Genomic DNA, 23033 nt, shown 5'->3' with positions numbered 1-23033 from the left:
TTACATTTTCTTTAGTAATAACCGACTTACTTCCGGATCTGCCATCACCATTTTTAGTGTTGCATTGGGAGATTGCACCAGATCCTGTAACAAAGAAAGACGCAAGTCATTGGGCAGAAAATCTATCTTAATAAATTCCTGTATATTCTTAACCTGCTCAGGTTTTAACTTTATATTCTGAATAGTCAGATGGTTGATCAAACGAGTGCAGATGGTAGCCATAATATCGACCCGAAACACATCCTGGTCTACACACTTTTTAACCGGATGGTATACCTGCCGGGAAAAATCCTTGGCTTCATAAATTTCTTCCGGCGAAATCAGCTCACTCAGATTCTGCTGCACATAGGAAATAAACGAGGTAACAGTTTCTTCGTCCAGACAGGAAGATGCCAGCATTTGAATCAGAGGCAATTCGTCAGACAAGCTTTTGATGCTGCTGATACTATCAAAAAACTGCACAAGGGATCGAGGTGTAGTTCGACTGCCGTGTGCCACTTCCGGATAGGTAAGTACAAAGTTGATCCCTCTCGGGTCTACGCCTGCTTTCTCGGCCCAGAATGCCCATACTTTGCTGTCAAACTTCATGGTAATGTGCATCATACGAGTCAGCATGGCATCATCCATAGGTGTTACAGAATAATTGCCTCCATCGGGATTGGCAGTCAACACAATCTGCCACTGATACGGTAACTTCCAGCTTACCAGTTCGTAATTCTGCAACAATTGCATAATCCCTCGTAGAATCCGGTCATCAGCCCTATTCACGTCATCAATCAATAAGACTCCCGGTCCTGGTTGTGTAGGCACCCATTCCGGAGCACGGAATACGGTTTTCCCATTTTCAATGGCGGGCATTCCAATCAGGTCGCCCATTTCCTCAAACTGGGCTGGAGCAATATAGACAAACTGGTAGTTATTATCTCTGGCAATCTGCTGAACCACTTCTGTTTTTCCAATCCCATGTGTCCCCCAGATACAAACAGGCGTTTTCTTGTGTCCTTTCTCTTCTGCTGCCAGATTGGCCCTTAATATATGTTCGGTAAATTTGCGTACTTCCTGCGAAGTAGATTCTACTCCATAGAAAACATACCCATTAGAAGCTGCCATGTAGGATCAATCAATTTAATAGTAAAAAATAGTATGTATGGTTACTTTGTTACTTGAAAGTAGGTATTTATCTAATTCATTTGAATTACCCGCTCATCTTTCGCTCTGTATTGGGTTGAGCCATCTACTGAAATAACCCAAAGGGCAGGCATACGAGGTTTTATATCGGGTGTAGACACGTGTCCATCCGTAAAATAGATCAATCCATCTGGCATAGTTTTATTTGCTAACTCCACAGCCTCTGTATAGTCGTTTCCTCCTCCTCCCTGAAAATCGGCAGGAAACTTTCCTTTAAATTCATACTCTCTATGAATTTTGGCATCACATTCTACTATGGTGATAATACAGCCCTGCCTCCAGATATGATAGATCTCCTGAAAGAAACTTTGTACCTCTTCCAGGTTTATACTGCCGGATGTATCAATGGCTATTAGTAGTTCCTGTCGGCGTTTCAGTTTAATTCCGGGTACCGTTCCATACCGTTTGGATGCCCGACGAATGGTATTTTTCACATAGGTGCTATTGCTGGAGGCAGCGAAAAGTCGTAGAGCCCTTTTCCAGTTTATTTTGGGTTCTTCCAATACAATCTGTTGCAATGCCTCAACCAGATCCAAAGGCAGTCCACCCCAGTTTTTGGGTTTAACCCTGTCCAGAGTCGTCTTGGTTAATCGCTTTAGTTGATGCTCCATTACTTTCAGTTCACCACTTTCCAGTTCCCGAAACTCATCCCAGTAAGAGTGTTTGTCCAGTTCATCATTGTCTTCATTAAAAATAGTGAAGATAGGATCTGAACAACCTTCACCAGAGGAATTAACAGAGTGCATTACTTTGGCTAACTGCTGATAGTAGTAATCTACCCCCTGTTTCTTTTCCAGTGTAATACCGTATTTAGACAACAGGGGTTGAAACATCTCCAGGGTTAGTCCCCCTTCTGGTAATTGTTCAGACTGAATATATTGGTTGATAACCAGATCAGCAGCGATGTTAAATAATCTCTTCTGAGGAAAGCTTTTTTGCAGAATCAAGTGCCGCAACACAATATGCAGAACTTCATGTTTGATCAATCCGTACTGGTGAATCTCTGAGAGGGAATTCCAGAATTCAGCATTGACCATTAATTTGATCATCTGTTTTTTATAGAGCGCAACCGCCGCAGTCTTTATCTTATCAGAGAATTCTTTGGGAATCCCCATAAGAAAGTGTCCATAAAAGGGCTCTTTCAATAAAAGTTGTATGCAGATTCGGGATATATCCCCTACTGAAGGGCTTTGTGCCATAGCCTACTAAAAAACAAAATAATCCAATAATGTCGGGCAATCTACAAAAGTCTTGTAGATAAACAGGTAATAAAACCGAGTATATATTACATAGGTTGTATGGTAAGATCCTTTCATTCAGGAAATTCTCATACCGGCTGCCTTATTACTGTTACTTTATCGATTGAGGTCTTGATAGTCAAAAAAAATGGCATCATCTACCTTAAAAAGCATCCTGTCTAGTGTAATCAGATAAGATCAGTCCTTATATAATTGTACTCATATCTACATTGGCTCTGGTAAACAGGAAAATAGAAATGAACCTAAATAGTGGTAAAAAAGGAATTTAGATAAAGGGAAAAGAAAATATCGTTGAAAAAATGCCTATTATGCCAGAAGACTGAGTACAAGAAATGCCAATCCTTTCTACTGTAAGTGAAAACAGTTTTCCTCAAAGTATTACAATATGGTTGCTTATATGTTCCAGAGGAAGAACTTTGTCAACCGCGTTTAATTTAATAGCCTCTTTAGGCATACCAAATACTACAGAGGTTTTTTCATCCTGTGCAATGGTCAACGCGCCTGCTGTTTTCATTTCCAGTAATCCCTGTGCCCCATCAGCTCCCATCCCTGTCATGATGATACCTACACTGTTTTTGCCTGCATACTGAGCCACAGATCGAAACAATACATCCACTGAAGGACGATGGCGGTTTACCAGTGGTCCATCTTTTACCTCTACATAATATCGGGCTCCACTTCGGTTTAGCATCAGATGCTTATTGCCTGGCGCAATCAATGCTCTACCCCGAATTACACTATCTCCATTTTCCGCTTCCTTCACTGAGATTTTACAGAGTGTGTTAAGGCGGTTAGCAAACGACTTGGTAAATAATTCGGGCATATGTTGTACAATAATGATGGGAGGAGCATCCAGAGGAAGTGCTTTCAGGAAAACCATTAATGCCTCTGTACCACCTGTGGAAGCACCTACAGCAATAACTTTTTCTGTTGTCTGAATCATACTTCGATTCGCGACAGGCTTTATCATGGCATCAGCAGTTAGCTTGGGTGTGATAGCGATTTCTGACAAGCTACGGCGCTTAGGCTGTACTTTAGCTGCTGTTTTGATAATATCACAGATGCGGATTTGTTCCTCTCCGTCTGCATTCACTTCAAGCTGAGACTTGGAAATAATTTCTACTGCCCCATACTCCAGTGCCTTCAGAGCTGTTTCTGTACCTTTTGTGGTAAGACTGGAGATAATGACCACCGGAATTGGATGTTGGGACATAATCTTTCGCAGAAAGGTGATCCCATCCATACGGGGCATTTCAATGTCGAGTGTAATGACATCAGGTATTTCATTGCTGATTTTGCTTGCGGCGATATAGGGATCGGCAGCTGTTCCCATTATTTCTATATCCGAATCACTAGCCAGCGTACGACTTAACAATTGCCTTACAACAGCCGAATCATCTATAATCAGTACTCTAATTTTTTTCCGCATACGCATCTTACAATGAGTAAATACTATAACTAGTATTTTATCTTATTCATACTTGAGTCATTCTTCTCTTTCCTCTCCAATTTATATCATCCCTACTATTATCCTTTCCCCTTTCGTCCGCCTGAAAGGTTCATCCGCTATCTGCCATTCTGTAAAGAATCCCCCTTTTGTCCTTCTGAAAGAATCTTATGACAAATAGAGCCATGCCTAGGTTCTGAGAGAAAAAAATGCATTCAGAATCCAAAGGCCGCCGGTCTTGTCACGAGTTCCTTTCAGGAGGACAGAGAGTGTATTCCTTTTCAGAAGGATAGTTTTTCCTTATTTACAGACCTTTTTTCCTGTCTTCAAATTTAAGATGACCCAGGTATACTCTTATTACTTTTTCATAAATCGTTTACCGGGTACGTCTACCTGAAATGTTTCCAGACAGCCTCTATCCTGTAAAGTTACAAAAGCTGTTTTTCCGGATTTGCCACCAAATATGATATTACTTACATTTTTACCTTTTAATGGAATTTCGCGCAATTGTTTGCCTTCTGGTGAAAAAACTACGACCTTACCAGTACCCCACCGGGAAATATACAGGTTTCCTTCAGCATCACACTTCATTCCATCCATACCCCCATCGACAAATTGGGTGAAGAGTTGTTTGTTGTAAATATTTCCTACAGAATCCACATTATACTTCCATACCTTACGTTGCACACTTTCGTTGACATACAATGTTCTATCATCCGGACTTAACTCAATCCCGTTGGTAGTGCCCATGTCTTTTTCCAGCAATGTTGCTTTGCCATCAGTATCAATACGCCAGATCTGGCCTTTGCTTTCTTTCCAGTTCGGATCTGAGGCAAACAACTGGTTTTTACGGTTGATAGCAATATCATTAGGCTGGTTAAAGCTATCATTATGGCAATGGACCGTTACTTTTTTTGTTTTAGGGTCAACCTTAAGTACATTGTGTCCTGAAAAGTCAGCCAGGAACATAGCTCCTTTGCTATCAAACTGTATGGCATTGGCTGTGCTTCCTGCAGGCAGTTCTACAAAAAGAGAAGTTTCTCCATTGGGCTTTACCAATCCGATGGTACCATCTTTTTGGTAATTTACGACATATAAGTTCCCTTTTTTATCGACCATAGGTCCTTCAATATTCACAGTAAATTGTTTCTCAGCAGTAAGATCTTTTGCAACAAATAGATCTTGTGCAAAAGCAGAATTAATCAAAAGTAAGGTAGCAAATGTGCCTAAAAGAGATTTCATACGATAAGTGGAAATTGAAAATTAAATTAAACTACTATTCTGTCAATACCCTTTCAGCAGGAAAGGTTTACTTTTTTCATCCAGATTGGATTGTCGAAGAAACTGATACAATTTTTGATCCAGAAAGATAACTTCATAGCTATAGTCTCCTTCTATAGCATATAACCGTTCTTCTACTTTTAATTCTTTCTGTAAAATCACATTGATAAAATCAACGAAATCGACATCAGGAGAATTATATGGAGAAGGGATAAGATCAAATTCAAGATCATTCATATACAAAGTATAGGTATTCTGCTCTGTCAGAGTTTGCTCAATCCGGTCTACAACAAATCCTAGCTTCTCCAGTGTCCGACCTAGTCTCAAAAACTCTGATTTTGCCCCACCATGATATATAGTCTCAGGATCTAAATAATAGACCCGATAATCCAGAGAAGCGTTATTTTCATCACTAAGTGTATAAAAAGTTTGCTCTTCGGCGTAATACTTAGCAATATGAGCCTTTACTTTTCTAAGGTCTTCCGGAGCTGTCCATTTAAAATATCCCAGTTCGTCTAATCTTTTCACAAACTGTTTTGCCTCTTTTCTTCTTTCGTTTTCATCCGGAATAAAGGCTGGTTCAATTTTCTTTTCTTTTACTTTTGGATACACACTTCGGGGATATCTGATATCATCACCCATTACACAAACCCAAATAATAGCCAAAAACAAAATTCCTATTCCAACTCCTATAAAAACCATAGTTATTCTATTATCTTCTTTTCTAAAAGTACCGGATTAAACTCATGTTCACTTTTGGCAATCACCACAGTAGCTACCGCATTGCCAATCAGGTTTGTAATGGAGCGGGCTTCGGACATAAACCGGTCTACCCCTAGTAACAAACCTAAACCTTCAATAGGAATTTGCGGAAAAGAAGCAAGTGTAGAGGCCAGTACAATAAATCCACTCCCTGTTACACCCGCAGCCCCTTTGGAGGTTAAAATCAACACTCCTATAATTCCAAGTTGTTCCCCAAGGCTTAAGTTTACATGAAAGACCTGAGCCAGAAACAGCACCGACATAGACAGATAGATACTTGTCCCATCCAGATTAAAAGAATATCCGGTTGGGATCACCAATCCGGCAGCCTGAGCAGAGCAGCCATAGCGTTCCATCTTTTCAATCATTCGGGGCAAGACAGACTCAGAAGAGGATGTACCCAATACAATCAGAATTTCTTCTTTGATATAGCCTAACAGATGCCAGAGGCTAATGCCTACGCTCCGACATATCAGATTGAGCACAACAAAAATAAACACGATCATTGTCAGATAAACGGATAACATCAGCTTTCCTAATGGGATCAGTGTCTCTAATCCATATTTGCCAATTGTATAGGCCATCCCCCCAAAAGCTCCGATAGGTGCTAAAACCATAATCATCCCCAGTACTTTAAACAACGCATGTAGAATCTTCTCGAAGGTATGCACCAGCGACTGTCCTGCTTCGCCCATTTTTGAAACAGCCACACCAAACAAGATAGAGAAAAACAATACCTGCAAAAGATTGCCTTCAGCAAAAGCACCTACTACATTGGGAGGGACGATCTCTGTAATATGGTCGACCCAGGATTTTTCTTTGCTCTTCTCTACATATTGAGAGACATCTTCTTTTTTCATCTTCTCAGGATCAATACCCGATCCTGGTTTAATAATATTAGCTGTTAACACCCCAATACACAAAGCGACAGTGGTCACAATCAGAAAGTACCCCAACGCCTTCCCTCCTATTCTGCCAAACTTCTTCATATTTTGCACCTTCCCGATTCCGATTACAATAGTCAGGAAAATAATAGGTGCTATCAGCATTTTGATCATGTTAATGAACGTCTTGCCAATAGCTTCCACTTTCTTTAAAACACCCGGATCAATTGCTTTTTGCTGAATCTGCTCATGCAGATAGTACCCCACCAGAATCCCAATTGTAATGGCAACCAACACCTGAAAAGTCAGGTATTGATAGAGTTTTTTTCGCGGTGTTTTTTCCATGAATGTAGATTGCGTAAACAGAAGGTTGTAAATCTCGTAAATCCTACTCAAATTCACCAGCAATTCACATAAAGTTCGAAGATGCTACAAAACCTTCCATTTTGCGACTAAGCATATATAGAGGGCTGTATAGCAGAACTTCAAACAAAACCCTGTTATCTAACTTTAAACGCACACCTTTTACTGTATGAGCATGCTACAAACCTGGCGTTGGTTTGGCCCTAAAGACCCAGTATCTCTTGCTGATATTCGACAAGCCGGAGCAACGGGCATCGTAACAGCCCTTCACCATATACCCAATGGGGAAGTATGGACTGTGGAAGAGATAGAAAAACGAAAAAATGAAATAGAACAAGCGGGTCTGGTTTGGTCCGTAGTGGAAAGTGTACCTGTACACGAACACATCAAACGCGGTATGCCCGATCGTCAGAAATATATTGATGTGTACAAAGAATGTATCCGCAATCTGGGTCAGTGTGGCATTCAGACTATCTGTTACAACTTTATGCCTATCCTGGACTGGACCCGTACAGATCTGCACTATGTAGTAGACGATGGATCAGAAGCTCTTCGCTTTGATTCAGTTGCCTTTGCTGCCTTTGAAATCTTTATCTTAAAACGTCCGGGAGCAACAGCAACCTATCCGGAAACCTTTGTGCATCAGGCTCAGCAATACTTCGATGCCCTGGATGAAGCGGGCATTCAGAAGCTTACCCGAAATATCATTGCCGGTCTTCCCGGATCTGAGGAAAGCTTTACTGTGGAACAATTTCAGGAGGCATTGAATGCATATAAACATATTGGCGACAAAGAGCTGAGAGAAAATCTGTATTACTTCCTCTCTGAAATAATCCCTGTAGCCGAACAAGCCGGCATTCGTATGGCTATCCATCCGGATGACCCTCCCCGCCCTATTTTAGGCTTACCACGAGTAGTAAGTACAGAACATGATATTATGCAGCTACTAGCAGTGAAAGATTCTCCATCTAATGGCTTTACTATGTGTACAGGCTCTTTTGGTGCCAGAGCAGACAATGATCTGACAGGTATGGTAAGTCGCCTGGGAACAAAGATTAACTTCCTGCATCTGCGCAGTGTACAGATTGAAACAGAACCTCAGCCACTGGAGTCTTTCCATGAAGCCAATCACCTGGAAGGAAGTGCCAACATGTATGGGGTAGTCAAAGCCATTGTGGAAGAGCAAAAGAAGCGTCGTGAAGTAGGTCGCAATGACCATCAGATCCCAATGCGTCCGGATCATGGCCATCGTATGCTCGATGACCTGAAAAAATCAGGCAGTAATCCAGGGTATACAGCGATTGGTCGTCTGCGTGGACTAGCCGAACTTCGTGGATTGGAAATGGGTATCGAAAAAACACTTTTCCCATAATTCTTTTTCAGGTCACTATACCCGCTGAATCGAATAACCCGCCGTGAACTCAGCACAAAATAAATTTTGAACTGAGTTCACGGCAAAAAATTCCTGCGGTTAATTCAACGCAAAATTCTCTGACCGAAAAAAATACTCCTACTCTCATCCATATTGTCAATGCGTTGAATTCACCGCAAAAAAGTTTTTGCATAGAATAAACCGCAAGAATTCCTTTTGATCGGAATTCACCGCAAAAAGTTTCATGCGCATAGTTCAGGTCAATAATCTCTTTTGCAGTTTTGAACTGAAAAAGCTCTGTTTTTTGCGCCTCTTAATCTTTTTTCCTCCTGAAAGGATCTCTCCTTTTGTCCGAAAGGTCCATTCCCTTTCTGTTTTTACTATAAGAATCTCCCCCTTTCTGTCCTTCTGAAAGAATCTTGTGACAAATAGAGCCATCGCTAGTTTCTGGAAGAAAAGATACGCTCTAAATCCACAGGCCGCCGGTCTTGCCACGAGATCCCAAAGGGAGGACAAAAAAGAGGGTTTACCATCTGTATATTTTCTTTATTTTTAAACCACTTTTACAGGAAGCCACATGACAATGAACCTATTAACTGCGGGTCAGAAGGGTAAGAAGCGGGTCGGATGCGGGTTAGATGTAAAGCCCTGAGAATCAGTTAGGGTAAGAAGGGGTAGGAATATTTTCTAGTCTACACGTATTATATATATTATATAAAAGAAAATACTAAATATAGCATATACTAACCCTTTCTGTTGCTATTCTTCTGCTACCGTTTCGCTCTAAACATCTTACCCTTCTTACCCGCATTGATTATCAATCACTTAGATCTTGCCCGCAACTGACCCGCATCCGACCCTTCTTACCCCTTAAGCGATATCTCTGAGATTAGTATGATTTATGGTTACATTTTCAGGAAGTTGCTACACAACAAAAGGAAGTTTTTTAAATAAAAGCTGGATCTTTCCCTAAAAACCATTAAAATAGTTCAACTTTTTAAAGGTAAAATAAAAAGTTACTTTTAGATTCCTGTTTACAAACACTCTATGTATTATGCGTTTTATCTCTTCACTTTTAGTCTTTCTTTTTTCACTAATCAGCTTTGCTCAAATTAGGGTAAGTGATAATCATCGTTATCTTGCTACTAAAGACGGACAACCTTTTTTCTGGCTGGGAGATACAGATTGGGAAATCTTTCATCGTCTCACCAGAGAAGAAGCAGAAGAATTTCTGGAAATTCGTCGCCAGCAGGGATTCAATGTCATTCAGGCAGTGGCACTGGCCGAGTTTGAAGGTATCCGGCAGCCGAACAGATATGGTGATTTTCCACTTGTCAATGCTGATCCAACAAAGCTAGCCATTACACCCGGCTCCAGTCCAACCAATGCAGACGAATATGACTATTGGGATAATGTAGATTTTGTTATCAATAAGGCAGCTGAAAAAGGGCTATATATTGGTTTATTGCCTACATGGGGAGATAAAGTAGCAGATCTCTGGGGGGATGGACCCAGAATTTTTAATCCTGAAAATGCCAAAGCTTATGCAACTACTCTCGCTAAACGATATGGTAAACAATGGAATGTGGTATGGATACTGGGGGGAGATCGTCCGGCTGTGTATCAGGGAAATGACAAAGCTATTCATGATGACCGACCTGTATGGGAAGCTATGGCGCAAGGCATACAGGAAGTGTTAGGGAAGGATGTATTTATTACCTATCACCCATCAGGAGGTAATAGTTCCAGCAAATTCGTTCATTTAAGAGACTGGCTGGACATGAATGCGTTTCAGTCTGGTCATGGAGCAAGAGAAACCGATGTATGGAACTGGGTAACTCACGACTTATCTCTGGAACCACTAAAACCTACACTGGATATGGAGCCCTGTTATGAAGATCATCCTGTCAATCCCTGGGATGGCAAATGGACACGTCAGCGCGGATATTTTACAGCGTATGACGTTCGTGCACGTATCTACAGAGGTGTATTTGCAGGGACCTGTGGGGTAACCTACGGACACCACCAGATCTGGCAGTTTCTCAATAAAGATCTGTATGCACCTATTAATCCGGGTGATACTATTATAGGCTGGCAAAAGGCTGCTAAAGCAGAGGGCGCCTACCAAATGCAATACCTGAAAAACCTTATGCTTTCACGTCCTTATTTTACCCGAATTCCAGACCAGTCACTGATCACCTCAGATAAAGGCAGCACCTATGTTGATCTGGTACAAGCCACCCGTGATGAACAAGGTACCTATGCCCTGATTTATTTGCCACAAAGTAAACCTGTTACCATTGATTTGAGCAAAATAACAGGTAAATCAAAGAATATCTGGTGGTTTGATCCCCGCACTGGAAAGGCAACAAAAAGTGGCTCCATAAAAGATACAGCCTCTCAGACCTTTACTCCACCTCCCAATGGAACGGACTGGATACTGGTCATAGACGATTCCTCCAAAAAATTTAAAGCCCCAGGTCTGATTAACTAAACAAAGCTTTTACACAATATTCCACTACATCCACCATGAGAAAACTTTTATTCAGCTTTCTTCTGTGGGTTTCCTTTGCCCCAACCTTTGCCCAGTACTCCAGTAAACCTCAAAAACTGGTTGTGGCAAAAACACCGGAAGCAGCAGGAATATCCTCTGAACGATTGCAACGGCTGGACCACTCTCTACAACAGTTTATTGACCAGAATAAATTACCAGGTATGGTGGCAATTGTCATTCGGAATGGGCAGATCGTATACCATAAAGCACTGGGAAAAGCAGATGTACAGGCAGGTAGAAATATGAAAACAGATGACATTTTTCGGATTGCCTCTATGACTAAGGCGTTGACATCTACAGCAGCGATGATGCTGTATGAAGAAGGTAAGTTCGGACTGGATGACCCGGTTTCGCTCTATATTCCGGAATTCAAAAACCCACAAGTCCTGAAATCTTTTCACTGGAAAGACTCAACCTATACCACAGAGCCAGCCAAATCCGAGATCACCATACGGCATCTGCTTACACAAACGTCTGGAATCAGTTATGGTATTATCTCAGGAGATGAACGCTTTCATGCTATCAATGCTAAAGCTGGTATTGTTGATTTATTCACTACGCAACCTGTCAAGCTATCTGATAACATCAAAAAGCTGGCAAAGTTACCACTACAGCATAATCCGGGTGAGAAATGGACCTATGGATTGAATACTGATGTATTAGGCTACCTTATAGAAATCTGGTCAGGTATGACCTTTGACCAGTTTTTACGTACCCGCTTGTTTGAGCCCCTGGGAATGAATGATACCTATTTCTATCTGCCAGATACAAAAAAAGATCGGTTGGTTCCTGTTCAGAAACCAGATGCTAATCAGCAATGGATTAAGTATCCGGTTACATTTTATGATCCGGAGTATCCCATTAAAGGAGCAAAAACATTTTTTTCAGGAGGTGCAGGCTTGTCCAGTACTGCTAAGGACTATGCAACTTTTCTGCAAATGTTGCTCAATGATGGTACTTTTAACAGCAAACGATTCCTTAGCCGACCTACAGTGGAATTATTGACTGTCTCCGATCAGATAGGTAATCTATTTGGAGAAGATGGATTTCATTTCAGTATGGGCTTTCGCGTAGTGAATCAACAGGGACACAACAAAGGTCAAGGTAGTATAAACCGCTTTGCCTGGGGAGGTTATTTCAATACCAACTACTTTGTAGATCCACAGGAAAAAATAGTAGCCATACTGATGAAACAAACACAGGGAGCGATTGGAGATAACTCTGAAGCTCTTTTTGTCCGTATGATCTATCAGGCTATAAATGATTAATGGATTTTCCTCTATTTTAGTACCATTTACGGAGCCCATTTTCTTCCATGTATTTTATCAGAATTATGAAAGAAAATGGGCTTATGCATCATATAGCATACCTAGTATAACTCAGGTAATACAAGCAAAGGGACATGTCCATGAAGCGCCATACTACGTGTTTTACTGGAATGAAATAATCCTTTCAGGAATCCTCTGTCATGTGCAATCATAACTAGCAGAGACGCACTATCCTGTTTCATACAATCCAGTAAAGCCTTTTCTACATCCTCTTCACAGGTGTAATCAAAACAAATTTTAAGATTTTCAAATAAGCGTTCCAGTTGCTCTTCACCTGCATAGTCTGAATCCTCATGACCAGGTACAAAGCTTGCATTCAAAATATGTATATGCGATCCATACGACTTTGCCAGGTCTATCATAGGACGTAGCGTTTCCGGGTTTCGGATTTCAGCATAATCGGTTCCAAAAACAATCGTATTAAAATTCCCAATATTACTATTAGGTACAGCCAGGACGGGTACTGTATGTCCCTCTATTACAGCCGATGTAACACTGCCCAACACATTTCCTAAAACTCCATTTGCACCCCGTGTCCCCATTATCACTATATCCGCTCGTTTGGCCTGAAATTCTGCAATAATCACATCTGCTGCCAATCCCATCTTTGTCTCAAAAAAACAAGGTACCTCAATAAGATCTGCAACACGCTTTGCATATTCATTCATTATAGACTGTGCCTGTTTTGCCATATTGTCAATTGCCGTTTCATACATACTTTGTGAAAACAGAGGATCTGCAGACAAAAAGTGATAGGCATGTACAACCACAATTTCTGCCTTTGTTACCTTAGCAATCTTTGCGGCATACAGCAATGCCTGGTGTGCATGATCCGAAAAATCAGTTGGTACAAGTATTTTTTTCATGGCCTCTATAGTCTAGTAGTTCAATACAATAATTCCGACAGACAAACCTACTCAGACTTTTCCGGGTAATGTATGATAACCCTCAATACAACGCCTGATATATCTCAATCAGCGCCTTATTAGCTGCTTCAGAATAGCATCTATATCTTTTAATCACCTTTTAATTCGGCCTTAATACCCGTTTAATCCAACTCTCAGACATTTGTCCCAAGCAAAATGATTATAAATTATGTCCAATTTGAATAAGAAATGGATAGTAGCATCCATCCTATGGATCTGCATATTGGGAAGTGCATGGAGTCAAACCCCTTCTCTGACAAGTGATACATTAACCCTATCTTTACAAGAAGCCGAAAATATCTTTCTCACTAAGAACTACCTTCTATTAGCTCAAAAGTATAATATCAATATTGCGGAAGCCAATATCCGTCAATCCAAACTCTGGGCCAATCCAAACTTTTTTGTAGAAAGTAATTTTTATAACCCTCAAACAGGTAAATTCTTCCAATATGGCAAGAATTCGGCTGCCGATATAGCAGCATCACAGTACAATAAAGGCTCTATCACCCTTCAGTTGCAACAACTGATTTATACAGCAGGCAAACGCAGTAAGTTAGTTCTACTGGCCGAAAGCAATAAAAACTTACAATCTCTGGCATTCGAAGATTTACTACGCAACCTACGTTATCAGCTTCATTCCAGCTATGCCAGTCTGTATTTTGATATGCAATCGTATACTCTACTTCGCAATGAAGAAAAGCAGCAGAAGTCACTGGTCAATGTAATGCAGCAGCTTTTGAGTAAAGGAGGTATCTCAGCGTATGAAGTGACACGGCTCGAAGCTGAACTCAGGAGCATTCAATCAGACATTTTAAATCTGCAAGGTCGTATCTCAGATGAAGAGACTACGCTTCGTACATTTTTAGCTCAAAAAGATATAGTATTTATCAAGCCAACAGAAGTGGTGCCTTCGGTTATTACCTTGCCACAACTGAAAACCGTTATGGACTCAGCCTTGACCAACCGACCGGATGTAAGTCTATCTCAGGAACAGGTAAACAATGCACATCAGAGTCTGGTGTATGAAAAAGCCCGTCGGACCCCAGATCTGGTAGCAGGACTTACATTTGACAAGTATGCGAGTGCGTTTATGAACTATACCGGATTAAGTGTAGCTATGGATCTGCCCGTTTTCAACAGAAATCAGGGAAATATTCAGGTAGCCCAACTCCAACTGGAAAGTGCAAAAAAGTCTGTTGAAAGTCAGCAGATAACGGTACAAAACGAGGTTATGAACGCGTATGAGAAGTTTGTTCAGATAAACCAGCTAAATGAAGAAATCCCAGCCACCTATCGGGAAAGTCTGAAAAATATCAGTGCAGAGGCAACTAAAAACTACAATCAACGCACCATCAACCTGCTAGACTATCTGGATAAGATCCGGACATACAAGCAAGCAAGTCTTAAACTGATTGACCTGCAAAATACAGTGTTTCAGTCTCAACAGTATCTCAACTTTGTAACCAATACCAAAGTTTTCTAAACCACTTATTTATAACTCTGGTTCAATCCTGACTTTATCCATCCTACCTATATGAACAGATATTTCATTTTTGTGTCAATGCTAGTGTTAGCTGCTTGTAGTAAGCCTCAAGCACCACAGCAAACAGAAAAAGATACAGATGAACAAACAACCAGTACCATTTATAAGACAGCAGTGGTTAGTTATACCAATGCTGAAGCAGAACTGGTATTAAATGGTGAAATTTCCTTTGACGAAAGTAATGTCGTACGAGTATTCCCGCTGGTTAGTGGCAATGTAGAAACTGTAAAGCCTCAGCTTGGTATGTATGTGCAACAGGGACAGGAACTGGCAGTGATTAAAAGTGCCGACGTAACCAATTACATAAAAGATTATGAAGTAGACAAAGCCAATCTGGAATTGGCTCAGAAAAGTCTTCAGAATGCAGAAACGTTATACAAGTCAGGTTTTGCTTCTGAAACAGATTATCTGACAGCTAAAAAGGAAAAAGAAAAAGCAGAGCAAGAAGCCTCCCGCAGTCGCGAAGTTCTTCGCATTTATGGAGGAGCTACCAAGTCAGACAAACCTTATTTTGTTGTAAAAGCCCCTATAGCCGGTTATATCGTAGAAAAAAATGTGAATACGGGTCAGGAATTACGACCCGATAATTCTGAGCCTTTGTTTGTTATCTCTAATTTGAAAAAGGTATGGGTACTTGCTAATGTATATGAAACCGACATAGCCTCTGTGAAGCAGGGACAGGAAGTTACCATCAAAACATTATCCTATCCGGATAAAACCTTCACAGGAAAAATATCCAATATTTCCAATGTACTGGATCAGAGCTCACGGGTGATGAAAGTACGCGTTGAGATTGATAATACTGACGGTCTGCTGAAACCTGATATGTTTGCTACTGTGCATCTTCAACTCACCCAGGATGAAAAAATGCTTGCTGTGCCGTTAAAAGCTGTTGTCTTTGACAACGATGATTATTTCGTCATCATTACCAAAGATGGGAAATATGAAAAGCGCAGAGTTGAGATACTAAAAAATACCTCCCAAAAGGCCTTTCTGAAAGGAGATATTAAACCAGGGGACACCATCGTAACCGAAGGCAGTCTACTGCTCTTCAACGAGCTAAATAGCTAACTATCAATCAAATAATTCATTTCAATTGATTGTATTAAGTAATGAGCCTGAGGGCTCCCTTCTATGCTCATGCCTTTTCTAAATACCTATCACTGTTTTATAGTAGTTGATGTGTCTCAAATTAGTCAAGGTTTCATCTATCTATACACATACATTCCATGCTGAAGTATGAATAAGTTCATCAAAGGAGTTATCAAGTTCTCCCTCAAAAATAAGTTTTTTGTCATTTTTGCTACCCTCCTACTCATTGTAGGTGGAGTGGTCAGCTTTGTCAATACTCCCATTGAAGCTTTCCCAGATGTCACCAATACCAACGTTATCATTATCACCCAGTGGAGAGGAAGAAGCTCTGAGGAAGTAGAACGTTTTGTGACTATACCTATAGAAACAGAGATGAATGTGATTCCCAAAAAGACATCTCTTCGTTCTATTTCTCTATTTGGTCTCTCAGTTGTTACGCTGATTTTTGAAGATGGCGTAGACAATTTTAATGCGCGTGTAGAGGTAGCCAATCGACTTGCCAACGTAGACCTACCTGCTGGAGCAGATTCGGAAATACAACCTCCATCTGGTCCTACTGGTGAGATTTATCGTTATACGCTGGAAAGTAAAACCAAAGATATTACAGAACTGAAAACCATTCAGGACTGGACGCTCGACAAACAATTTAAATCTGTGCCTGGCATCGCAGATGTTGTAAGCTTTGGAGGCCGGGTAAAAACCATTGAGGTAAGTGTAAACCCTAAATTACTTGCCAACTATGGATTCTCCGCACTGGATGTTTTCGATGCCTTAGGCAAAAGCAATATCAACGTAGGTGGTGATGTAATCAAACGAGGTAATCAGGCGTTTGTGGTACGAAGTATTGGGCTTTTAACCAAAATTGAAGATGTAGAAAATGTGATCATAGACAACGTCAATAATGCCCCTATTAAAATAAAAGATGTTGCTACTGTCAAAGAAAGCTATCAGCCACGCCTAGGTATGGCAGGGCGTGACACCAAAGATGATGTACTGGAAGGGATTATTCTTATGCGCAAGGGTGAAAATCCAGGAGAAGTACTACAGGCCTTGCATGAAAAGATTGATGAACTGAATAACTATGTATTGCCCAAAGATGTTAAAATTAACGTTTTCTACGACCGTACCACGCTAAATAACCATACCATGCACACTGTTTCGGAAAACGTGGTAGTGGGTATTTTGCTGGTAACATTTATTCTGCTCATCTTCCTGGCTGACTGGCGTACAACTGTTACAGTAGCCATTGTTATTCCGTTAGCCCTTTTATTTGCCTTCATCTGTATGCGTATCAAGGGTATGAGTGCCAACTTGCTGTCAATTGGAGCAATTGACTTCGGGATTATCATTGATGGAGCTGTGGTGATGGTAGAAGGGATATTTGTAATGCTGGCCCATAAATCCCATGAACTTGGCAAAGAAGCCTTTAACAAACGCGCTAAAATGGGCTGGATTTCGAAGACAGCAACTGAGATGGGAAAATCCATCTTTATTGCCAAGCTGATCATCATTACAGCCTTATTACCTATATTCTCTTTCCAGAAAGTAGAGGGTAAGATGTTTTCGCCTCTCGCTTATACATTAGGTTTTGCCTTATTGGGTGCATTGATCATCAGTCTCACCCTGATTCCCATGCTAACCCATGTGCTTTTGAATAAAAATGTCCGGGAGAAAAATAATCCGTTTGTTAACTTTCTGAACCGACTGTATGTTCCAGCTCTGGATAAAGTTTTAAAATTCCCTAAGCGAAGCATTTCCATCGCTGTAGTTATTCTGGCAACCTCATTATTCCTGTTCCGCTTTGTCGGCTCTGAATTTTTGCCACACCTCAATGAAGGATCTGTATATGTACGTGCCAGTATGCCATTATCCATCAATCTGGACGATAGCTATCACTTTACCCGTCAGATACGTCAGATCTTCAAGAGCTTTCCGGAAGTACGTGGTGTAATGAGTCAGACAGGACGTCCGAATGATGGTACAGACCCAACCGGATTCTTTAATGCGGAGTTCTTTGTGGACCTGTATCCCAAAGAAGAATGGAAACGGGATATTACCAAAGATGAACTCGTAGCCCAGATGCAGGAGAAGCTAAAGCCTTATAAGGGCGTTACCTTCGGTTTCTCTCAGCCTATTTCTGACAATGTAGAAGAAGCGGTATCAGGTGTCAAAGGCTCGATGGCCGTTAAGATTATTGGCAATGACCTTAAATACCTGGATACACAAGCAAAAAATGTTTTTGACATTCTGGCGAAAGTTCCAGGTGTAGAAGATCTGGGCATTGTCAAAAACCTAGGGCAACCTGAATTCAGAATCGAGTTGGATCAGCAGAAAATGGCTCTTTATAATGTCAGTACAGAAGCTTGCCAGTCTGTAATAGAAATGGCTGTAGGTGGTAAAACAGTCAGTACATTCTATGAGGATGAAAAACGCTTTGATATAAAAGTACGTTATGATGAAGCCTATCGTTTTTCAGAAGAAAAGATTGAAGATCTATTGGTGCCAACACGTACCGGATCAAAAATCCCTCTTAAAGAAATCTCGCATTTGCGCAATGTAGCCGGACCAGCCTTTGTATATCGGGAAAGTAATGCCCGGTTTATCGCTGTCAAATTTTCTGTTCGGGGCAGAGATTTAGGAAGTACCATTGCCGATGCACAACAACGTGTAGCACAGCAAATAAAGCTTCCCCAAGGTTATAAAGTAAAATGGGCAGGAGAATTTGAAAACCAGCAACGAGCAACCAAACGATTATCCGTAGTGGTACCGATTTCTATTGTTATGATTTTCCTGATCCTCTTCTTCGCCTTTGGCAGTACTACAGATGCAACCGTTATCTTGTTAAACGTTCCCTTCGCATTGATTGGTGGAATTCTTGCATTACTTTTGACAGGAATTAACTTTAGTATCTCAGCAGGCGTTGGATTTATTGCGTTATTTGGGGTCTCGGTGCAGAATGGCGTAATTCTTGTGAATATCTTCCATGAGAATCTGAAAAATGGCATGCTCCTCAAAGATGCAGTTCGCGAAGGAGCCATTAGCCGGCTCAGACCTGTTGTAATGACAGCACTGATGGCAAGTCTCGGTCTTTTGCCAGCAGCTATTTCTACAGGGATTGGCTCTGAAACCCAGAAACCACTTGCTGTAGTTGTAATTGGAGGTCTGATATCAGCAACCATTCTGGTACTGCTTATATTACCGGCAATATTTAACCTGATTTATGGTCGAAAAATTCGCAAGAAAGAAGAAAGAAAACAGCTTAAACAAGTCTGATATCTACTTTCAAGGTCAAGGCTGGATATAGGAGAAGACTTCCTGTATCCAGTTTTTATTTGTATACAATTTTATCTGTAGAATACGAATGAAAGTTCCCTGTTTACTATATATGGTTTGTCTGTTAAGTTCTTTCACCTATGCACAACAAGACTCTTGTACTTACCAGGTATCCTACCAGCCTCTTACCAGTTTTAAGTATGATCTCATGCAGTTAAGTGCCGTTGACAACCAGAAAGTACCAGAGTTGTTTATTCCCTCACAAAAAAAATATAAATCGCGTTCCAACAATCCCAGAATCATTTTCCGTATTGGCTGGAAAAGTCCTCATAGAAGTATCCCAGAACGTCCTACATTGGTTGGCAATTTGCTGCAAAAGATTTTTGCAATACGATTACGTATATTTAACAGGAAATTTGAATAATTCAGGCAACATCAGACTTTGCATAGAACCCATTCTATTATTTATCAGATTTACACTTATTATTCTGTACTCATTTATTCTGTATGAAGCCTACCTCCAACCATTGTCAGCTTACAGGGAAGAATCTACCTATTGAAAAACTGGCGTCTGTCCACTCTATACATCCTAACATACTCAAACTCATACAGGAAAAACATCCCGATTGGTTACCCAAAGGATATATTGCAGTTGAAGAGCTAAACAAATACAGAAATCAATACATTCGACAGCTATTAGCCGATGAAAAAGGGAGGCTAAACAAACTGGATGAAAAGGTAATTGAGAGTATACGTAATACGGAAGTTCTTTCAAGAAATGTAGATGTAGAAAGCGATCAGCAACTGACTCTGGGAGATAAGATTGCGGACAAAGTAGCAGATTTTGGAGGAAGCTGGACATTTATCATCATTTTCTTCTCCTTCCTGTTTGTATGGATGGGAGTTAACGTTTTTGTTTTATACCATAAACCATTTGATCCATATCCATTTATTCTATTAAATCTGATATTATCCTGTCTGGCAGCTATTCAGGCTCCCATCATCATGATGAGTCAAAACAGACAGGAAGCAAAAGACAGATTACGATCCCAATATGATTACCAGGTAAATTTAAAGGCAGAACTGGAGATACGCCTCTTGCATGAAAAAGTAGATCACCTGCTCATGCATCAGGGGCAAAAACTGTTGGAATTACAGCAATTTCAGGTAGATATGCTTGAGCAATTAATGAAAAAGAAGAGTACAGATTAAAAAAAGCTGTACTCAATTGAGTACAGCTCCATAGATTTTATTCAGATCTCCTGATTATTTAGCCATTTTCTGAGCCATTTTTAATGCCTCATACGCATTTACAATTCCTCCTGTCTTACTCAAGTCCGACAAATTTGCTGTTTGTCCTTCAGAACCAGGCACTAACACTTTCTCTTTATAAGGAAGAGCTGATTTCATTAAAATTTCTTTAACCTGTGCCGCTTTTAATTTAGGATAGTAAGCCCGAATCAAAGCAGCCACACCTGAAACTACCGGTGCTGCCATACTTGTGCCGTTATGATCAGCATATTTGGATCCGGGAGTAGTGGAATGAATAGCTACACCAGGAGCAAATACATCTACTGAATTTTTTCCATAATTACTAAAATCACCTATTCCCTGCTCACCAGGTTTCCAGGAAGAAGCTCCTACTTCCACCCAGTTATTCACAATTTCCTTGGCGTTATCATCTTCGTCATTCGGAAAATTATCTGCCTCATCATTGTTTTGTGAATCATTACCAGCAGCATGAATCAGTAATACATCTTTGGATGCAGCATATTTTACAGCTTCGTCTACCACACCTTTATTCCAGGAATAGCTTTTCCCAAAACTCATATTAATTACTTTAGCGCCATTATCAGTAGCATACCGGATTGAATTAGCCACATCTTTATCCCGTTCATCTCCATTCGGAACCACTCGCAGAACCATTATTTTAGTAGCATTTGAAACCCCTTTGATTCCCAGGTTATTGTCCCGAACAGCAGCAATAATACCCGCTACGTGTGTACCATGATCTGCATCAGGTCCTACGACATCATTGTTACCATATATTTTTTCTTTGGCATCCGCATAATTGTCTCCTACAATGCTACGTGGATCATACTCAAGATTGGTATGATACTTTGCTTTAGCTTCAAAATAATCAATAGCCTCTTTCAATTGCCCAACCAACTCATTAAATGTTACGCCACTTGCCAGTGCATTCTCTACAATCTGTTTTACTTGTTCCGATACCGGATCTGTTGGTTTGTATGCCTGCACATCAGCTAATGCAATAGTTTCTTTACCTATTTTACCTTTCATTTTTTCTACACCATCCATCATCATCTGATAGCCAAAATAGTTTCCCTGCGATTCTTTTGCCTCTTTCTCATAGGCAACACTGATCTCTTTGAAGCGTGCATATTCTTTCTTGTCGGCCTCAGAAAACTTAGTAGTATCTGCTTTCTCAAACTTAGGCAACATGGAACGGTATAAACGTGTCAACTCCAGATTGTCATAATGCACACTACTATCTTTCCCACCAATGAAATCCCAGCCGTATACATCATCTATATAGCCATTCTTATCATCATCTTTTCCATTGTTTGGTATTTCTTTGGGATTTGTCCATATCACTGATTTTAAATCCTCATGATTTACATCCACTCCTCCATCAATCACAGCAACAATCACTGGCTTTGCAGTACGCCCTTTCAAAAGTTCCTGATATACTTTCTCTGTACTTACTCCATATACCTTATCCGCAGTCGGATCCAGATTGAACCAATTTTCAGGAGCTTTTTTTTCGGTATCTGCTGATTGTGCAAACCCAGAGCCACTAAGTAAAGCTGCTAAAATGATAGGCTGAGCAACTCTCCGGATATTTATTCTTATCATATAAAAGAAAATAATTAATGAGACATAATTTTAGTTATGAACAAATCTCATGCAAATGCATTCTTCAAAGAAGTAAAACTGACAAAAAAGTCTTGTTTAAAGATGTACAAAGGTAATGCTTTTACATTATACCCAAAGACTTTATCACATATCCTACAGGAGCTCATTGAGTTACTACTAACACACTAACTATGCTACTGAACAGTCAATGAAAAAATATCTGAAAGTCTAGCATAATTAAATAATTTTAGCAACTTGCCGGAAATGAAAAAAAAAGCCCCATAAGCTGCTGCTTACAGGGCGTTCTTGAATGAGTAGCGAGGACGGGAGTTGAACCCGTGGCCTCAGGGTTATGAATCCTGTGCTCTAACCAACTGAGCTACCTCGCCGAATTGGGTCACAAAGGTATGAAGTTTTTATTTTAATTTACAAATTTTTTTTTCAATATTTGCAATAATACCTGGCACTAAATCTTTTACAAATGGAGAAATTTAAATTCTCAGTTGAGTACGAGATGAAAGCATCTCCCAAAATGCTTTTTTCCTACTTTACTACCCCTGCCGGTTTGGCTCAATGGTTTGCTGATGATGTTTCCATAGATGGTGAAAAAATATTCAGCTTTCAGTGGGACAATCGCCCTCATTACGCAAAAATTGCAGCCCAACGTTTAAACCGTTATGTTAAGTTTGAGTTTCTGGATGATGATGGAAAAGAATCTACAGACCCAAATTACATTGAGTTTAAATTCGATCAGAATGAGTTAACCCAGTCATCCTTTGTAAAGATCACAGATTATTCAGAGATGGCTGAAGAAGAAGATCTTCAGGAACTTTGGGAAAATCTGATAGCATCTTTAAAAGAAACTGTGGGTGGTTAAATAAGAG

Annotated in this window: 17 protein-coding genes and 1 tRNA gene; 9 read left to right on the top strand and 9 right to left on the bottom strand. The window is 40.4% G+C overall.

The annotated features are described in order from the left end of the window. The 6 genes from QNI22_RS00915 to dctA form a co-directional block, all read right to left on the bottom strand. Window positions 1-1110: an AAA family ATPase gene (locus QNI22_RS00915; RefSeq protein ID WP_314508720.1), complete on the bottom strand. Its 1110-nt coding sequence runs from the start codon at window positions 1108-1110 to the stop codon at window positions 1-3. A 71-nt stretch (window positions 1111-1181) separates the two neighbouring features. Further along, window positions 1182-2387: a vWA domain-containing protein gene (locus QNI22_RS00910; protein ID WP_314508719.1), complete on the bottom strand. Its 1206-nt coding sequence runs from the start codon at window positions 2385-2387 to the stop codon at window positions 1182-1184. Between the two features lie 430 nt (window positions 2388-2817). Then, window positions 2818-3876: a protein-glutamate methylesterase/protein-glutamine glutaminase gene (locus tag QNI22_RS00905; RefSeq protein WP_314508718.1), complete on the bottom strand. Its 1059-nt coding sequence runs from the start codon at window positions 3874-3876 to the stop codon at window positions 2818-2820. Window positions 3877-4251: 375 nt separating this feature from the next. Beyond that, window positions 4252-5136 carry an SMP-30/gluconolactonase/LRE family protein gene (locus QNI22_RS00900; RefSeq protein WP_314508717.1) on the bottom strand — a complete coding sequence of 295 codons (885 nt, stop codon included), beginning with the start codon at window positions 5134-5136 and terminating at the stop codon, window positions 4252-4254. A gap of 42 nt (window positions 5137-5178) precedes the next feature. Then, entirely contained in the window at window positions 5179-5877 is a 699-nt protein-coding gene (locus tag QNI22_RS00895) for a hypothetical protein (RefSeq protein ID WP_314508716.1), read from the bottom strand. A gap of 2 nt (window positions 5878-5879) precedes the next feature. Beyond that, window positions 5880-7166 (bottom strand): C4-dicarboxylate transporter DctA, encoded by a 1287-nt coding sequence (gene dctA, locus QNI22_RS00890; protein ID WP_314508714.1) that lies wholly within the window; start codon window positions 7164-7166, stop codon window positions 5880-5882. A gap of 187 nt (window positions 7167-7353) precedes the next feature. Between dctA and uxuA the strand changes: the two genes are divergently transcribed. The 3 genes from uxuA (at window position 7354) to QNI22_RS00875 (ending at window position 12378) form a co-directional block, all read left to right on the top strand. Beyond that, on the top strand, window positions 7354-8556 hold the full coding sequence (uxuA, locus tag QNI22_RS00885; RefSeq protein WP_314508712.1) for a mannonate dehydratase: 1203 nt from the start codon (window positions 7354-7356) through the stop codon (window positions 8554-8556). 1054 nt (window positions 8557-9610) lie between these two features. After that, window positions 9611-11050, top strand: a complete 1440-nt coding sequence (locus tag QNI22_RS00880; RefSeq protein WP_314508711.1) for a glycoside hydrolase family 140 protein — start codon at window positions 9611-9613, stop codon at window positions 11048-11050. A 35-nt stretch (window positions 11051-11085) separates the two neighbouring features. Further along, window positions 11086-12378 carry a serine hydrolase domain-containing protein gene (locus QNI22_RS00875; protein WP_314508710.1) on the top strand — a complete coding sequence of 431 codons (1293 nt, stop codon included), beginning with the start codon at window positions 11086-11088 and terminating at the stop codon, window positions 12376-12378. A 101-nt stretch (window positions 12379-12479) separates the two neighbouring features. Here QNI22_RS00875 and QNI22_RS00870 read toward each other — a convergent pair whose 3' ends face one another. After that, on the bottom strand, window positions 12480-13304 hold the full coding sequence (locus QNI22_RS00870) for a universal stress protein (RefSeq protein ID WP_314508709.1): 825 nt from the start codon (window positions 13302-13304) through the stop codon (window positions 12480-12482). Between the two features lie 229 nt (window positions 13305-13533). Between QNI22_RS00870 and QNI22_RS00865 the strand changes: the two genes are divergently transcribed. From QNI22_RS00865 to QNI22_RS00845, 5 genes are all read left to right on the top strand, one after another. After that, window positions 13534-14847, top strand: a complete 1314-nt coding sequence (locus tag QNI22_RS00865) for a TolC family protein (protein ID WP_314508708.1) — start codon at window positions 13534-13536, stop codon at window positions 14845-14847. 51 nt (window positions 14848-14898) lie between these two features. Then, window positions 14899-15978 (top strand): efflux RND transporter periplasmic adaptor subunit, encoded by a 1080-nt coding sequence (locus tag QNI22_RS00860; RefSeq protein ID WP_314508707.1) that lies wholly within the window; start codon window positions 14899-14901, stop codon window positions 15976-15978. Between the two features lie 168 nt (window positions 15979-16146). After that, complete coding sequence (locus tag QNI22_RS00855; protein ID WP_314508706.1) at window positions 16147-19272, top strand: efflux RND transporter permease subunit; 3126 nt, start codon at window positions 16147-16149, stop codon at window positions 19270-19272. Window positions 19273-19360: 88 nt separating this feature from the next. Continuing rightward, window positions 19361-19696, top strand: coding sequence for a hypothetical protein (locus QNI22_RS00850; protein WP_314508705.1), 336 nt, complete (start codon window positions 19361-19363; stop codon window positions 19694-19696). Window positions 19697-19779: 83 nt separating this feature from the next. After that, complete coding sequence (locus QNI22_RS00845; protein ID WP_314508704.1) at window positions 19780-20484, top strand: DUF1003 domain-containing protein; 705 nt, start codon at window positions 19780-19782, stop codon at window positions 20482-20484. A 54-nt stretch (window positions 20485-20538) separates the two neighbouring features. Here QNI22_RS00845 and QNI22_RS00840 read toward each other — a convergent pair whose 3' ends face one another. Together QNI22_RS00840 and QNI22_RS00835 are read right to left on the bottom strand one after the other, a co-directional pair. Further along, window positions 20539-22149, bottom strand: coding sequence for a S8 family peptidase (locus QNI22_RS00840; RefSeq protein ID WP_314508703.1), 1611 nt, complete (start codon window positions 22147-22149; stop codon window positions 20539-20541). A 315-nt stretch (window positions 22150-22464) separates the two neighbouring features. Further along, window positions 22465-22538: transfer RNA gene (locus QNI22_RS00835), tRNA-Met, on the bottom strand. Window positions 22539-22630: 92 nt separating this feature from the next. Between QNI22_RS00835 and QNI22_RS00830 the strand changes: the two genes are divergently transcribed. Next, the gene (locus QNI22_RS00830; RefSeq protein ID WP_314508702.1) at window positions 22631-23026 is read left to right on the top strand and encodes an START-like domain-containing protein; all 396 of its coding nucleotides are present in this window, start codon (window positions 22631-22633) and stop codon (window positions 23024-23026) included. Window positions 23027-23033: the final 7 nt, after the last annotated feature.

The sequence above is a fragment of the Xanthocytophaga agilis genome (assembly GCF_030068605.1).
GTDB classification, from domain to species: domain Bacteria; phylum Bacteroidota; class Bacteroidia; order Cytophagales; family 172606-1; genus Xanthocytophaga; species Xanthocytophaga agilis.
The sequence above is the reverse complement of the archived record's forward strand: the minus strand, read 5'-3'. Positions and strand labels throughout refer to the sequence as shown.

Coding starts and splice junctions, on each gene's coding strand:
- QNI22_RS00915 (WP_314508720.1), bottom strand. CDS start 1,110: ATGGCAGCTTCTAATGGGTATGTTTTCTATGGAGTAGAATCTACTTCG.
- QNI22_RS00910 (WP_314508719.1), bottom strand. CDS start 2,387: ATGGCACAAAGCCCTTCAGTAGGGGATATATCCCGAATCTGCATACAA.
- QNI22_RS00905 (WP_314508718.1), bottom strand. CDS start 3,876: ATGCGGAAAAAAATTAGAGTACTGATTATAGATGATTCGGCTGTTGTA.
- QNI22_RS00900 (WP_314508717.1), bottom strand. CDS start 5,136: ATGAAATCTCTTTTAGGCACATTTGCTACCTTACTTTTGATTAATTCT.
- QNI22_RS00895 (WP_314508716.1), bottom strand. CDS start 5,877: ATGGTTTTTATAGGAGTTGGAATAGGAATTTTGTTTTTGGCTATTATT.
- dctA (WP_314508714.1), bottom strand. CDS start 7,166: ATGGAAAAAACACCGCGAAAAAAACTCTATCAATACCTGACTTTTCAG.
- uxuA (WP_314508712.1), top strand. CDS start 7,354: ATGAGCATGCTACAAACCTGGCGTTGGTTTGGCCCTAAAGACCCAGTA.
- QNI22_RS00880 (WP_314508711.1), top strand. CDS start 9,611: ATGCGTTTTATCTCTTCACTTTTAGTCTTTCTTTTTTCACTAATCAGC.
- QNI22_RS00875 (WP_314508710.1), top strand. CDS start 11,086: ATGAGAAAACTTTTATTCAGCTTTCTTCTGTGGGTTTCCTTTGCCCCA.
- QNI22_RS00870 (WP_314508709.1), bottom strand. CDS start 13,304: ATGAAAAAAATACTTGTACCAACTGATTTTTCGGATCATGCACACCAG.
- QNI22_RS00865 (WP_314508708.1), top strand. CDS start 13,534: ATGTCCAATTTGAATAAGAAATGGATAGTAGCATCCATCCTATGGATC.
- QNI22_RS00860 (WP_314508707.1), top strand. CDS start 14,899: ATGAACAGATATTTCATTTTTGTGTCAATGCTAGTGTTAGCTGCTTGT.
- QNI22_RS00855 (WP_314508706.1), top strand. CDS start 16,147: ATGAATAAGTTCATCAAAGGAGTTATCAAGTTCTCCCTCAAAAATAAG.
- QNI22_RS00850 (WP_314508705.1), top strand. CDS start 19,361: ATGAAAGTTCCCTGTTTACTATATATGGTTTGTCTGTTAAGTTCTTTC.
- QNI22_RS00845 (WP_314508704.1), top strand. CDS start 19,780: ATGAAGCCTACCTCCAACCATTGTCAGCTTACAGGGAAGAATCTACCT.
- QNI22_RS00840 (WP_314508703.1), bottom strand. CDS start 22,149: ATGATAAGAATAAATATCCGGAGAGTTGCTCAGCCTATCATTTTAGCA.
- QNI22_RS00830 (WP_314508702.1), top strand. CDS start 22,631: ATGGAGAAATTTAAATTCTCAGTTGAGTACGAGATGAAAGCATCTCCC.